The sequence below is a fragment of the Paenibacillus sp. MER 99-2 genome (genome assembly GCF_023714095.1).
Lineage (GTDB): Bacteria > Bacillota > Bacilli > Paenibacillales > Paenibacillaceae > Paenibacillus.
Map to the genome: position 1 here is coordinate 572,720 of NZ_JAMAUZ010000003.1, position 15,699 is coordinate 588,418.

The following is a 15,699-nucleotide window of genomic DNA, read 5'->3' on the forward strand; positions in this document are numbered from 1 at the left end:
GGGGAACGAAACCTGTTCATGGCGAATTTCGGGAGTGGTCCATGATATGGCATGAGGAGGAAGTGGGGAAACACTAGCCTAATGCCTTGTTTTTTATTTACCCCTGAATCTGGAGGATGAATCATAAGCAAAAAAACTTTTTTTGCAAAAAAATGGCGTCTTGTGTAGACGGGAAAATGAACTGTTCTCTTTACGTTAATGCATTAGAGAAGATATGATAGAGAGATAGCTTTTACAGGGGAGGAACTTCAACATGATTAATCAGGAGAATGGTGTATTCCCGGCGGTTTGTCCACTTGATTGCCCGGATACATGCGGTCTGCTGTTACATAAAGAGAACGGAAAAATTGTAAAGGTCGTGGGGAACCCCGATCATCCAATCACCAAGGGCGCCATCTGCAATAAAGTTAGAAATATGACTGAGCGTGTATATCACCCTGAGCGGCTTCAATATCCGATGCGACGGGTTGGTGCCAAGGGCGAAGGGAAGTTCGAACGGATCAGCTGGGACGAAGCGATTGGTGAGATTACTTCCAAATTCAGTTCCATTGCGGAGACGTATGGTTCAGAGAGTATTCTGCCGTACAGCTTCTATGGAAATATGGGCATTCTCGGCGTTGACGGTATGGATCGGCGTTTCTTCAACGCACTTGGAGCGAGCATGCTGGAGCAGACGATCTGTAATGCGGCGGGCAATACCGGCTGGAAATATACCATGGGTGCTAATCAAGGGACGATCCCAGAGGATACCGAGCATGCGGACCTCATCATCGTATGGGGAGGCAATATTGTCAGCACGAATATGCATCAGGTTGTACTCGCAGAGAAAGCCCGCAAGAAGGGCGCTCAGATCGTTGTCATCGACGTACACCGCAACCGTACCGCTCAATGGGGAGATTGGTTTATCCCGCTCTACCCGGGTACAGACAGTGCGCTAGCACTGGGAGTCATGCATGTGTTGTTTGAATGTGGAATGGCGAATGAAGCCTTTATGCAAAAGTATACCGTAGGACATGAGGCACTGCGTGATCATGTTCAAAGTTATACCCCAGAGCGTGTAGCACGCATTACCGGCGTGCCGGAAGCTGACATTGTGAAGCTGGCTGAGCTGTACGGCAAGGCGAACGCAGCGCATATTCATATCGGCAATGGCCTCCAGCATCATGATCATGGTGGGATGAGTGTGCGCAGCATATCTTGTCTGCCTGCGATTACAGGCCACTGGTTGCAGCGCGGCGGCGGTGCCGTACGCACGAATAGCTATGCGAGCACCAATAGCGATGCATTGGAGCGTCCAGATCTGCGGCGTAATCCAGAGCCGCGAGTAGTGAACATGAACCGGATTGGTGAAGCGCTGCTCGAAGCAGAGCAGCCAATCCGAGCGATGTTAGTGTATTGCAGCAACCCATTGGTTGTTGCACCGGATTCCGAGCGGGTGGAGCGAGGTTTTGCAAGAGAAGATTTATTCACGGTTGTACATGATCTATTCATGACGGATACGGCCAAATACGCAGATATTGTGCTGCCTGCCAAGTCCTCATTTGAAGCAACAGATCTATACACGTCCTACTGGCATCAGTACGTTCAATTACAGGAGCCTGTTATCGCGCCGATTGGGGAGAGCAAGAGCAATGTAGAGTTGTTCTCTTTGCTTGGTCAGGCGATGGGATATGATCCTGAGATCTTTGGCGAGACGCCGGAACAGATGATTGAAGCAGCACTCCAGAATACAGATAATCCGTATATGAACGGAGTAACGCTGGAGGCACTTCAGGAGCAGCGGTTTGTGAAGCTGGATATGACGCCATATGATTCTTATCTGGATCGTTTACCGACGCCATCTGGGAAGATTGAACTGTACTCCGAAACGATGAAGCAGCGTGGATTACCACCCCTGCCTACGTACCGCGCTTCCTTGGAAGGTTATGATGGAGAACGACCAGCCAGTGTTACGGATGAGTATCCGCTGATGTTTGTATCTCCGCCGAATCATAACTTCTTGAACTCGTCATTTGCGAATACGCAGAAGCATCAACGTCTGGAGAAACTGCCTATGCTACAGATTCATCCAGAGGATGCCGCACGTCGGAACGTGGAAGAGGGCGACCCAGTGCTCGTGTGGAACGAACGTGGACAGATTGAGCTTACAGCGAAAATCACTGAAGCGATGCTCCCTGGAACGGTAATTAGCCAAGGTTTGTGGTGGGATGGCGAAGGGAAGAAACAGCGCGTCAATACGCTGACGTCCAATCGTCTGTCTGATATGGGGAATGGCGCAACATTCTTCTCTGCCACTGTTGAAGTGAAGCGTCAGTGAGTGTGCTTGCAAGCTCGTTTTTTTGAGGTAATATAGATTCATATTATATAAACTTTACCATACAGGCTTTCGCTTCGGCTGGTCATGCCAGTCGTTGTGGGAGCTTTTTCTACGGAAGCAGGTTGGTGTACGAAGGAGCATGAACGAAGATTATGAGATGGCTGGATTCCTATCCTAAGGAAGTAAAAGTATTTTTGCTGGCAAGTCTGGTCAACGCGACAGGCAGTGCCTTGATGTGGCCGCTGACCACGATGTATGTGTTTGACGAATTAGGTCGGACGATGGCTAACGCGGGATTTGTCATTTTAATTCAATCTCTGGGCGGTATTTTTGGGCAATTGCTTGGCGGCGCACTGTATCACAGAGTTGGTGTCAAAAAGTTGATTATCGGATCGCTGGCACTGAACGCCTTAGGGCTGTTTGCTCTACCGTGGATCAGTGCATACTGGGTTGTGTTTATCTGCGCGATGGGCTGGATTGGTTTATTCAGTTCCTTGTCGCTGCCGGCGATTCAAGCGTTTATCGGTTTCCGGTTTGCAGAGCGGCGTGGTGAACTGTTCAACATTATCTATGTGGCGAACAACATCGGTGTAGCGATTGGTACAGCGCTTAGTGGATTTCTGGCTGACTTTTCGTATCACCTCAGCTTCATATTGAACGGGGTCACCTCGGCAGGCTTTGCGATATTTTTCTGGTATTATCTGTCGCGGCTTGAACCTGAGCAAGGGGAAGTACATCTGACCAAACGCCAGACAGAAACTGGTGGTGCAAGTGTATGGGCACTGCTGGGCAATACGAGGCTGTATCTGTTTATGAGCCTAGGTGTGCTGTTCTTGTTATTCGGTAACTCAATCTGGAATACAGGGGTATCGCCGTACATTATTTCAGAAGGTATGGAGAAAAGAATGTATGGTCTGCTCTGGACCCTGAACGGGGTGCTGATCTTTGTAGGGCAGCCCTTCACAACGTGGATTAAACGTACAATGGCTCGTACCTCCAATGCGCAGATGACGGCTAGTGCCGTATTCTACGGTATGGCATATCTGGTGATGATCACGATGTATAACTATCCCGGCATGGTTCTGGCGATGGTACTCGCAACCTTCGGGGAAATGCTGATCTCTCCGGCAACGCCGGCATTTATATCCGAGCACGCTGGACGAGCAGCGCCCTTCTATATTGGGGTATCCGGTGGTATCGGTGCAATTGGTCGGGTCATTGGCCCGTATGCGATGGGAGTCATGTATGACAAGCAGGGATTGATTCCTGTAGCCTGGCTTGCGACTGCGATGGCAGGTGTAGCGGTCGTTGGTTTCCTACTGCATGCGGCACTGAATCGGCACCGTGAGGCGAAGGAATATGGAATTGACGGCTAAAATAAATAATTGACAAAAATTTATTTATATGCTATAATTTACATATATAAATATCCCGTATATAATAAGATTCTCCTGGCCAGGGGGAATCTTATTTTTTTGTGGGAGGAACACGAGATGAAGCACGGACAGGCAAGTATAACTTCATTAGTGTCAGCGTTTAGTCGAGCGTATCACAGTCAGTATGATGTACCTTACATTTTCAATGATAGTCTGGCTAAGGAATTGATATCACCTCAGGAGCATTCAGAGATCCGGAATAATATGATTCAAGGGATGTCATTTTTTGATGCAGGAAAGGCATCTAACATGAAGGATGATCCAGATGCGATCTTGAAATGGATTGTTCATGTACAGCTTGCCCCTACACCACTGGCTCGTGCAGCCTATTGTGAGCAGGTTCTACTTCATGAGGTGACACTCGGAGCTACGCAGTATGTTATTCTTGGGTCTGGTTTGGACACGTTTGCGTTTAGGCATAGGGAGCTAAGTAACACGCTTCGCATCTTTGAGTTGGATACCCCAGCCACACAGGAATCTAAGCAGAGTCGGTTGGCACAAGCGAATTGGAATGTTCCCGGTAATCTCACTTTTATACCTATGGATTTCACGCTTCCACTGTCTGTTCAGGCTATGATGAATGCTGGATTTAGGGATCATCATAAAACCTTCTTCAGCTTGCTTGGCGTATCCTATTACTTGACCAAAGAGGACTTGTCTAACTTGCTGCGGCGTATATTCGCTGTCGTACCTTCGGGAAGCTCTATTGTATTTGATTATCCAGATGAGCATCTGTTTGAAGAGAAGGGGATCTCTAATCGTGTGCAAAATATGATTCATATGGCTGCAGTAGGCGGGGAGCCGATCCAAACGTGCTACACATATGCGGAGATGGAGAAGCTGCTGGCTGAGGCAGGTCTACTCATTTATGAGCATCTCTCTCCAGTGGGTATTCAAGAGCGATTTTTCTCAAATCGGACGGATGATCTATCGGCATTTGAGTCGGTACATTATATCCATGCGGTAAAACTATAAGTGTAGTCAGACAAAAGGGCATATTCGAATGAACATAAACAGCCTCTCCTCTTCTAACGAGGGAAGGCTGTTTCTTCATTCATTTCGTGCCTTTACAATTGCAATTATTGCGCTAGATATAGTCCCGCCGAATATGTTGAGCATATAATCAATCTCATCTAACGATTTACCAAGTAAGATCATACTGAATACAACGGATAACACATTCCATAAAACAAAAAAGCCCAGAAAGTATTTCAGAAAAACTTTTAATTTCACTTTGATTAACCTCACATCCATTCATAACAATTAATCCATTTTATATCAGTACATTAAGAGCTTGATAGTGTCTCTGTAATCTTCATGTAAAATCACATCATCCAGAACTGTTCACAACACAGGCTCATATAACACGAACACTGTCATTCGGAACGAACCCCCATATTTATGCATAATGCTCATATAATAGAATAAAAAAAGCAGTTAACAATCAGGGGGATATTCTACATGTACAAGGTCTTGTTGGTTGATGATGAATTTCTGATCTCTGACGGAATTTCCAGTGTCGTGAATTGGTCCCTACTGGGTACTGAGCTCATCGGTATTGCTCACGATGGATTGGAAGCGCTTGCTTCAATCGAACGGCAACGGCCTGACATTATTATTTCGGATATTCGTATGCCAGGTATGGATGGGCTGCAACTTGTTGAAGCGGTGGCGGAGAAGTATCGGGATATCTCGTTTATTATGCTCACAGGCTTTACCGAATTTGAGTATGCGAAGACTGCCATGCAATATGGGGTGAAGCATTACCTGCTTAAACCTTGCAGTGAGGAGAGTCTGGTACAGGCGATTGGCGAGCTGGTCAGTGAGAAACGGGAGCTTACAGATCATGAGCACTTTGTGCAGGCCATTCAATACAATTTAGAGCGGGTGCTGCCACATGCGAAGGAGTATTTTCTGAAGGAATTGGTCACCAACAAGACGTATGGCGTGAAGGAATGGAAGTATTTTGGCGAGTTATTTAGTGTGCAATTTCTCGGTCAGCGTGTACGCCTGTTACTGGTCGAGATTGAGGGCGAGCATGAGTATCTGCACTTGTTCGCTGTTAAGAACATCGCAGAGGATATTTTTCATAATCCCATATTAAGTACAACGGTTAGAGGGCATCTGCTTGTCATGATGGAAGATACGATGTCAGAAGTGCAGCTATTTCGGAATATTGATGAGATTCGAGCTACCTTTACCCGATATTATCGCTATGATCTGACGATGGCGCTGAGTGAGCCAGGTGAACTACCACAGACGCGTCAATTATACATGCGAACGATTGCGTATCTGAATCATCGCTTTTACCTTGGAGAGGGCAGCCTTATTATGGAACGGGATGTTGCCGCAATAGAGGAGCGGGATGTGCCTGAGTTTGAGTATGATCAGGGAAGGCTTGTCACCGCAATACAAGCAGGACACTGGCAGGATGCGGGAGCGGAGCTGAATCGGATATTCCAACTGCTCGTTGATCTTCGTTACGATATTTCCCAGACCAAATCATACCTTATCCAAATATTCATGGAGATTATTCGGCTTAGCGGAGCCACAGATATGAAACATTATATGGACCGACTGCCCTATATGATCGAGACGAGTACGTTACATTCCTTCCAGCAATTCCTGCTGACCGTAGCCAAACAGATCACCCTTCGCCGTTATGAACAGCAGCGTTCCAGGCAGTCTCAGATGGTGCACCAGGTGAAGCAGCTTGTACAGAAACGCTATCAGGATGAAACGTTAACACTCCAGTCCATTGCCGGAGAGATCTACATGAATCCCGATTACATCGGCAAGATGTTTAAGAAAGAGACGGGCGAGAAATTCACCAATTACGTCCTCACCTACCGGATACAAAAAGCATTGGAGCTACTGGAGCAGGATGGAAATTATACAGTGTCCTTGCTCGCAGAGTATACGGGCTTTGGATCGAACTGGCCTTACTTCAGCAAAGTGTTCAAGAAATATACAGGCTTCTCTCCATCCGAATATAAGAAAGCCATACCCTGACTGTCTTCATTGACAGCAGGTTTTTTGTTGTGTAGCCGTCCTTAGTTTCGGGCTGCTGAAAACCGTACTTTTTGCACACGAACTTATAGAACACGGTTTTGAACATCCATATCTCGGAAATGAGCATGGGAAGAAGACCCACCCAAGTCCTATCATTATACCTATAGAGGATTTCCACATCAGAATTGGAGGTACAGTGGATGGAGCTGAAGCGAAGTCCGGTGATGGAGCCGGGACATTTGAAGCCAGCTGGCAAATGGGGCTTTGTGAAAAAGGAACTTGTTCGTAACAGGTATGTATATCTCATGCTGCTTCCTGTCGTCGCCTATTATCTGATTTTTAGCTATGGGCCAATGTATGGGCTCCTGATGGCGTTTCAGGAATCGTATAGCCCGGTCAAAGGCATATTGGCAGGGGAATGGGTCGGTTTTGACAATTTCACCATGTTCTTCGAAAGTTATTACTTCTGGAGACTCATTAAGAACACATTGATTCTGAGTTTTTACAGTATTGTATTCGGATTTCCAGCTCCAATTATACTTGCCTTGCTCCTGAATGAAGTACGTAAGAAATGGTTTAGAAGCACCGTGCAAACGGTCAGCTACATGCCGCATTTTATTTCGGTCGTTGTTGTGGTCGGAATGTTGAAAACGTTCTCATCTTTGGACGGCGGGTTGTTCAACGTCATTCGTGGATTCTTCGATCTACAGCCGCTGATGTTCCTGGCAGAGAAGGATATGTTCCGTCCGCTGTACATTCTATCGAATATCTGGCAGGGAGCAGGCTGGGCGTCCATCATCTTCTTGGCAGCGCTTAGCGGCATTGATCCCCAGTTGTATGAAGCCGCCAAGATTGACGGTGCGAATCGCTGGCGCCAATTGCTCCATATTACACTACCTGGCATCATGCCAACCATCGTAATCATGCTGATTCTACGGATGGGTGCGGTGATGAATGCCGATTTTCAGAAAATATTGCTCATGCAAACCGCGCCAACCTATGAGACATCGGATGTCATATCAACCTTTGTGTACCGCTCCGGTATTTTGGAAGGCAATTATACGTATTCAACAGCCATAGGGCTGTTTAACGGAGTCATTAACTTTGCGCTGCTTATCGCTGCAAATGCAATCAGCAGAAAGCTCAACTCAACCAGTCTCTGGTAATTGGAAGGTGAAGCGATGAAGAGGTCTACAGGTGAACATATCTTTGATGCATTTAATACGCTGCTGCTCTTGGTGGTCATGATCCTGTGTTTCTACCCGATGCTGTACGTGTTCAACTCTTCGATTAGTGATCCGGATCAGATGTTACGTTCCCGCTCACTCATGCTCTGGCCGGAAGGCTTTCAATTGGAAGCGTACAAAGCGGTATTTCAGGATACCCGTATCTACACGGGTTATATGAACACACTCTTCTACGTGGTGGTGGGAACAGCAATCAACTTGCTGATGACCTCACTCGCGGCATATGGGTTATCTCGTAGTGATCTGCTGGGTAGAAAAACGCTGATGAAGCTGATTACATTCACGATGTTTTTTGGTGGAGGTATGATTCCGACCTTCCTGCTCATTCAGAATCTGGGGATGGTGGACACGCGCTTTGCCCTGATTATCCCTGGAGCGATCAGCACATTCTATTTTCTCATTATGAAAACAAACTTCGAAGGCATCCCGATCAGTCTGATCGAATCCGCGAAGCTTGATGGCGCCAATGATTTCTTGATTTTATTCCGCATTGTACTGCCTTTATCGAAGCCGATTCTAGCGGTTATGATGCTGTACTACGCTGTCGATCACTGGAATGACTACGTGGGGCCGATGCTTTATCTACGGAGTCAAGAACTGTATCCGATCCAGATTATTATGCGCGACATCTTAATTAGCAGCAGCACGGAAGCGATGGGGGCAGGTGTGGACACAGGCTTTGCAATAGGTGAGAACATTAAATATGCCACCATTATTATCTCGACACTTCCGATCATGCTGGTGTATCCGTTTATCCAACGCTATTTTGTTCAGGGTGCCTTAATCGGCGCTGTGAAACAATAAATTAAAATCTTGGAGGCGAATTACGTGAAAAAAAGAATGGGGTCTATTCTATTGTCATCTCTGCTCACCATGTCTTTATTGGCCGGATGTACTGGAGGAGCTAGTGAACCAAGTGCTACAGAGCCTGAAGAAGGGACGGAGCCTGCGGTTCAAGCCTTGACTGAAATTCCGTTACCAATTACGAGCGAACCCTTCACGATTGATTATTGGCGCGCCAATGATGCGAAGCTCACGGCTTCACTGAACAATTTTGCAGATATGGCATCCTACAAGGAAAAGGCGAAGAGAACGGGGATCGAGGCGAAGTTCACGCATCCTCCACTCGGACAACAGCGGGATCAATTTAACCTGCTCATCTCTACCAAAGAATTACCTGACGTGATCTATTATAACTGGGCTGACGCCGTTGGCGGACCGGAGAAAATGATCAAGGATGGCCGAATCATCCGTTTGAACGAGCTGATCGATAGCTATGCACCTAACCTGAAACGCATCATCGAATCTGATCCGGATGTGAAGAAGCAGATTGCCCTGGATGATGGAACCATCTATATGTTCCCACTGCTCAAGCTGGATGCACTCAAGCTGAACGCAACTTCTGGTTTGATTATCCGCCAAGACTGGCTCGATAAGTTGAACCTGCAAGCCCCGACGAATATTGATGAGTGGTATACGGTGCTTAAGGCATTCAAGGAGCAAGATCCGAATGGCAACGGGAAACAGGATGAATTACCCTTCACAGGTAACTGGGGACCAGGTAACCTGACCAAGCTGCATGACTTTTCTCCAGCCTTTGGTGTGATTGGTGGCTTCCAGATGAATGGAGACAAGGTCGAGTTTGGCCCGATTCAACCGGGATACCGCGATTTCCTGGAGACTATGGCGAAGTGGTATAAGGAAGGTCTGATTGACCCTGAGATTATGACGAATGATGGTAAAGCGTTCGACTACAAAGTTACGAATAATTTGGCAGGTGCTTATCAGGGCGGTGTATTCAGCGGGATGGGGAAATATTTTAACCTCATGAGAGATACTGATCCGAACTTCGATGTGACAGGTGCGCCATGGCCACAGTCTCCAGATGGAACGGCTTATGCAACGTTTAACATGGAAGCGAAGGTGCTTAGCTATGGTGAAGCCATCACATCTTCGGCAGATGAAGATAAACTGAAATATATCGTACAGTGGATGGACTATAACTATAGTGAAGAGGGCAGTGATCTGTTCAACTTCGGGGTCGAGAACGACAGTTATGTGAAAGAAGGAGAGGGCGTCAAATTCACGGATGTCATTGTGAATAATCCGAATGGTTTGACGTATGATCAGGCGCTAGCATCATATGCACTATCCATTATGGATGGCCCGATTAACCAAGACAGCCGCTACCTTGATGCACTCTTGTTCGATGAAGGACAACGTGCAGCGAATGAGGAATGGATGAAAGCAAGCTCGGCACTGACACTTCCGCCAATTCGTTTGTCCTCCGACGAGGTTAGCACAAGCACGTCCATTATGAGCCAGGTGAATACGTATCTGAATGAGACGATGACTGCAATCATTAGCGGACAGAAGCCAATTACGGAATTTGACACGATGGCTGAAACAATCAAAAGCATGGGCATTGACCGCGCCATCGAGATTCATCAAGCTGCGTATGACCGATATAAGGCGAAATAATAGGCAAGAAATGTTCGTTATGCCTCATATGCTATATAGACGAATCTGAACATGTACACACGAACAAAACGGAAGGATCATGGATCATCCAAGCGTTGAATGCTGCTAAACGAGCGGGGCGCTAAAAAGATATAGGAGAATTTTCCTGAATGTGATATATCTAGTAGAGGTTCTTCAACACGCACTAGTAAAATCACGTGGTTCAAAGGAGCGCTTGTGTCATGATAGCCTACCGCAAACTAAGTATCAAAATGAAAATGTTCCTGATGATCATGTTCATGATGGCATTTATTATCACGCTGGCTTTCAGTTCCTTGTATTATACGTATTCCGTTTATGATAAACAGTTATTCGATAAATCCTCTCGGCTGCTGAATCTCTCGTCCTCTACGGTTGATCTTGAATTGCAGAAGTTGGAAGCGTTATCACTGAATATGATTTCCGATATGCAAATCCAGCGGGCGCTAAAATCTCTGTTAGAGGATGACACCGCGTACTCCAGTTTTATTGAGCGTAAGAAGATTACAGATCGACTATGGGAACACATTAGCGGGGCTGCACGTTACGTGCAGTCCGTTCATTTAATTGATTCGCAGGGAAGAGTGAATAAGTATGGCGAGACAATAACCGTATCTGAGGAAAAGTATGATCGTATGATTGCAGCTGCTGAGCATGCAAATGGTGCTGTCAGGTGGCTGTATCCAGACGATGATGACCCGATGCTGGTTATGGTTCGACAGGTACGAGCCTATGATCCGATGACGCTCAAGCCTGTCGGCATTTTGTTTCTGCGGATTAACATCGAACGTCTCGTGAAGGAATACGCAGGATTGGACAGCCAGAATAGCGATATTGTGCTGAAGGCAGGGGACGACGTCGTTTATCCATATCGACAGCTCCAGAACACGGTATCCGAAGGGCTGAAGCCTTTACCGGGCAGTGGGGGATATGAGATCAAAAACCTGGATGGAAGGGCAGTATTTCTAGCGCAAAAGAAATCGTCCTACACCGGCTGGGTATACTATAACATGGCCTCCTATCACGAGATTTTTGAGCGAATCATATGGCTGAAAAATGCGTTAATTGTCGTTTATGTCATAGCCATTGTCATCGTACTAACGCTTGGGATGGTATTTGCACGCAGCCTAACGAGGCCGATTAGACAGCTCATCGGACAGATGAAAGAGGTTCAGTATGGCGATCTCGACAATATCGATCATGCCAATCTAACCGTGCCAACGCATCATCACATGGATGAGATCGGGTTATTGCACCGTACATATCGGTTGATGATCACCCACATCAATACACTGATTAAAGAAAATTATGCAAGCCAACTGGTCATTAAGGAAACGGAGTTCAAGGCGTTGCAGGCTCAGATTAATCCGCATTTTCTGTATAATGCCTTGGATTCTATCCATTGGCTTGCCAAAAAGCATAAGCAGGAACAGATCTCCAGTATGGTGCTGTCACTCGGCTATTTACTACGCACATCGATCAGCTTCAAGCAGAATGTCATCACCTTGGCAGAAGAGCTAGAGATCGTCAATCATTACATTACGATTCAGAAGTATCGTTTTCAGCATCGACTGGATTTTCACCTGCATGTACCACAGCCTTACCTAGGGTGCGCTATTCCCAAGTTGACGTTACAGCCGATATTGGAGAACGCGATCCAATACGGGCTGGAGCCGCAAGTGGGCGCCTGTCAGATTCGTGTGTATGCGGAGCTGTCGGAAGGGAAGCTGTTGCTTGTCGTTGAAGATCACGGGCCAGGCATGGAACCGGAATTTGTGGAGAAGGTGCTTCGCGGTGAAGTGGAGACCCGAGGTACAGGAATTGGTCTGATGAACATCAGAGAGCGGCTGCGTCTAGCCTTCGGCGACGATCATGACATCAGGCTGGAGAGCAAGCCGGGGTGCGGAACCAAGGTCACGGTTCCCTTACCGCTGCCGAAGGAGGAGAAGCTGTGGGAAGATTACTGCGAACAATAGGCATCATCTGCCTGACGGCAGCTCTGCTCGGTTGTGTACCCCAATTTGCTCAAAGGCCTGGTATGGTGATTGAAGAAGAACCTATTACGCTACGTATTGCCTGGTGGGGCGGAGAATTCCGTAACAATGCCACGATTGAGGTCATCCATCAATACGAACAATTGAATCCGCATGTGAACATTGAGTACGAATACAGCAGCTTCAACGAATATTGGAGGAAGATGGCTCCACTGGCCGCGGGAAACGCACTTCCAGATATTATCCAGATGGACATTTCGTATTTGGCTCAATATAGCTCACTACAGCTATTGGAGGATCTATCTCCGTATGCGCAACGTGGATTACTGGATACGAAGGACGTGGACAAACAGCAGTTGGATAGTGGCAGTATAGACGGCAAAGTTTATGGACTGAGCCTAGGCGTTAATGCGCTGATGAGTATCTATGATCCGGAAGTGTTGCAGGCGAACGGCATTGAATTCCCGACAGATGCATGGACTTGGGACGATTTTGATCAGATGGGCAAGCACATCCAAGGACGGGGCATCTATCTGGGCACCTATCTTACTCCAGAGCAGTTTTTCGCGTATTATTTGAGGCAGCATGGTGCTAAGCTGTACGCGGAGGATGGGACACGTCTCGGTTATGAGAATGACGAATTATTTGTGGAATATTTTGGACTGATGCAACGACTCGCGCAGGATAAACTCATCTTTGCCCCAGACATCTGGACCTCAGATATCGGTAAGCCAGACAATGATCCGTTTTATTTGGGTGAGGCGCTGTTTAGCTGGGGGTACTCTAACCAATTCATCAGTACAACAGAGCGTTATGGGAAGCCGTTGTCTATTGCCCCAATGCCGGGGCCTAATAACTCAGATGGGCTGTTTCTGAAGCCAGGCATGTTCTTCTCCATCGCGGGTAATTCCAGACAGAAGGAAGAGGCAGCGAAGTTTATTAGCTTTTTCGTCAATGATCTAGATGCCAATCTGCTGCTCAAAGGGGAGCGTGGTGTGCCGGTTTCTTCCAGTGTGCGGGAGCAGATGAGAAGGATCGTTGAACCGGAGCAAGCACAAGTATTCGATTATATAGATTGGGTCGCAGACCATAGCAGTCCAATGGATGCTCCTGATCCTGTAGGTAGCTCCGAAGTCACTGCCGTGCTGCGTGAGCTGTATGATCTGCTGTTATTTGGCAAGTTAACGGCGGACGATGCAGCGCAGCAATTTCGTGAACGTGCCAACGCCATTTTGACGAGAAGTGAGACCTAGCATTCTAATAATGATAAGGTCATTCTGTCATCAGAGTGGCGAGTGTTACTACTCTTTATCTTTCAATTTATATAGTTTAACCCTCATTCTGCATGGATGAGGGTTTTTGTTATGGAATGGTGGATATTTCCTCTAGTATAATTAAACTGGGTAGTCATGCTGCCAATAGATTCGGAGTTTCGAAGATTAGAAGTTTTGAAGATGTTATCCATATATCAACCGATGAGGAGTGTCAGGACATGTCCATACATCACATGGGTCAAAAGGTTACATTTGCAGATATCAAAACGAGGTTGCCTCACGAAAGCTGGATGTATACACAGAATGAAGCGCATGACGGTGAATTCGATGCCGAGGAAGTATGGCTGCATTCGGGTGATCTTCAGATCAGTGAGCTGTTGCTGGATGAGGGGCCTTTTTTAATTATGGTTGAGGGAAATCTGACAGTTGATCGTTATATTGGAAACACAGAATCCGACGCGGCCGCTTCCAACCTGGTTGTGCTTGGTGATCTTACAACGCCTTATATGCTCGTGGGAGGGCAGGAAATATATATTACAGGTAATCTTGTTGTGGAGGATATGTTCTGGGGAGATTATAACCATGGAGAATTGACGGTGAAAGGCAACGTAGAAGGTGGGTTGCTAGTAAGTACAGAGCAATATGGAATACAGGTTCAGGGACAGCGGAAGGTGAAGCGTCAGGTTGAAGAGTGGGAGGATCTCGGACCATGGCAGGGCTTCAACATGTTGGAGTTATTTGTTCCTGAGTGTGTCATTGACGAAGATACAGAAGAGCCGTTTCCATGGCGAGAAGAGATGTTAAAGCGGCTGCAGCAAGGACAACCTATCATCCATCGAGAGTATATTCAGGCCGCTGGAATAGAGCCGAATGTACCGGATTGGTTCGAAGATCATCGAGTTAGCGCTGCAAACATACAATGTCTTACGCATCCTTCATTATTGCCTGTAAGGGAGGATGATGAGTTGCTGAACAGCTATGAGTTTTGGCTTGGTGAACAGTTTTGCCGAGCATCCGTCTATGGGGATGAGTATACGGAGGGTTACTTCCGAAGCTTGTATTTTCAGGGCGAACATGGCTGTGCATTGTTGCTTAAAGTAGAACCAGCAGACCAAGCCTCGGGCACTCCTGATAAAGATGCCGAACAAGCGGTGAATCCTGTCTGGATGCTCTCAGGCGCATATCGTTATGTGAACCGTGAGAACTCTGGATGGAGCGAATTCTCCGAGAACTCACCTGCGGATATTCAACAGTTGAGCATAAATGGATGGAACACCTTGTTGCAGTCTGTATCGAATTATCAGTATGCTCGCACCTTAATTTCGCCGCAGCTTATTCGTGATTTATTAGCTCTGCCCATCGTGGAACCCTATGACGATTATTATGATGATGATCGGCACGGGCTGTGGATTGGAGACTTCTACTTTGCATTTCGACAAGCAGGTCAATTGTGTGATGATGTTCCCCAGCCAGCTATGCTGCGGATTGGTAGAGAGTATACGGATGCACAAGGGGAGACGCAGGTCGAGAAATACTTCTTTACGCTGCATCAGCATGCGGACGGCACGGAAATTGTGCTGATTGAATACTCGGCTCAGGAGGACGAGGATGAGGATGAGCCGGTGCTGCTTGAACTTCATTATGCGGGTGGCTCCCAATTACTGCATGCCGTTCAATTGCTGGAACGTGGACGCAAAGAGCTCATTCAAGCCAATGAGGATTTATTGAATGGGGAGCTGCCGTACGGTGTGGATTCTTTTGCGAAGCGATACTGGAAATCCAAAGGATATCTGAAATGAAATAAAAAAGGCTATGTCATACAACAAGACGCTCAGACAGGATATTGAACCTGACCGGAGCGTCTTGTTTGTTCATTTTTATTGAAGTTAGCGAGAGAGGTAGGCAGTAGGCAAATACGTA

10 protein-coding genes are annotated in these 15,699 nt (G+C 46.9%); all 10 read left to right on the top strand.

Annotated elements, in window-relative coordinates; genetic code table 11:
* The first annotated feature begins 253 nt into the window (after window positions 1–253).
* The 10 genes from M3636_RS17525 to M3636_RS17570 all read left to right on the top strand — a co-directional run bounded on the left by M3636_RS17525 (window position 254) and on the right by M3636_RS17570 (window position 15,578).
* Window positions 254–2,317, top strand: coding sequence for a molybdopterin-containing oxidoreductase family protein (locus M3636_RS17525; protein ID WP_251383375.1), 2,064 nt, complete (start codon window positions 254–256; stop codon window positions 2,315–2,317).
* Window positions 2,318–2,469: 152 nt separating this feature from the next.
* Window positions 2,470–3,693, top strand: coding sequence for an MFS transporter (locus M3636_RS17530; protein ID WP_251383376.1), 1,224 nt, complete (start codon window positions 2,470–2,472; stop codon window positions 3,691–3,693).
* 117 nt (window positions 3,694–3,810) lie between these two features.
* The gene (locus M3636_RS17535; protein WP_251383377.1) at window positions 3,811–4,728 is read left to right on the top strand and encodes a class I SAM-dependent methyltransferase; all 918 of its coding nucleotides are present in this window, start codon (window positions 3,811–3,813) and stop codon (window positions 4,726–4,728) included.
* A 486-nt stretch (window positions 4,729–5,214) separates the two neighbouring features.
* Window positions 5,215–6,765 (top strand): response regulator, encoded by a 1,551-nt coding sequence (locus M3636_RS17540; protein WP_128103858.1) that lies wholly within the window; start codon window positions 5,215–5,217, stop codon window positions 6,763–6,765.
* Between the two features lie 224 nt (window positions 6,766–6,989).
* A complete protein-coding gene (locus tag M3636_RS17545; RefSeq protein WP_251383546.1) occupies window positions 6,990–7,931 on the top strand; it encodes an ABC transporter permease in 942 nt (313 codons plus the stop codon).
* A 15-nt stretch (window positions 7,932–7,946) separates the two neighbouring features.
* On the top strand, window positions 7,947–8,816 hold the full coding sequence (locus tag M3636_RS17550; RefSeq protein ID WP_056702053.1) for a carbohydrate ABC transporter permease: 870 nt from the start codon (window positions 7,947–7,949) through the stop codon (window positions 8,814–8,816).
* A 24-nt stretch (window positions 8,817–8,840) separates the two neighbouring features.
* On the top strand, window positions 8,841–10,493 hold the full coding sequence (locus M3636_RS17555) for a type 2 periplasmic-binding domain-containing protein (protein WP_251383378.1): 1,653 nt from the start codon (window positions 8,841–8,843) through the stop codon (window positions 10,491–10,493).
* 221 nt (window positions 10,494–10,714) lie between these two features.
* On the top strand, window positions 10,715–12,487 hold the full coding sequence (locus M3636_RS17560) for a sensor histidine kinase (RefSeq protein ID WP_251383379.1): 1,773 nt from the start codon (window positions 10,715–10,717) through the stop codon (window positions 12,485–12,487).
* Entirely contained in the window at window positions 12,463–13,758 is a 1,296-nt protein-coding gene (locus M3636_RS17565; RefSeq protein WP_251383380.1) for an ABC transporter substrate-binding protein, read from the top strand. The genes M3636_RS17560 and M3636_RS17565 overlap by 25 nt, the downstream gene beginning before the upstream one ends.
* Before the next feature lie 239 nt (window positions 13,759–13,997).
* Window positions 13,998–15,578 carry a hypothetical protein gene (locus M3636_RS17570; RefSeq protein WP_251383381.1) on the top strand — a complete coding sequence of 527 codons (1,581 nt, stop codon included), beginning with the start codon at window positions 13,998–14,000 and terminating at the stop codon, window positions 15,576–15,578.
* Window positions 15,579–15,699: the final 121 nt, after the last annotated feature.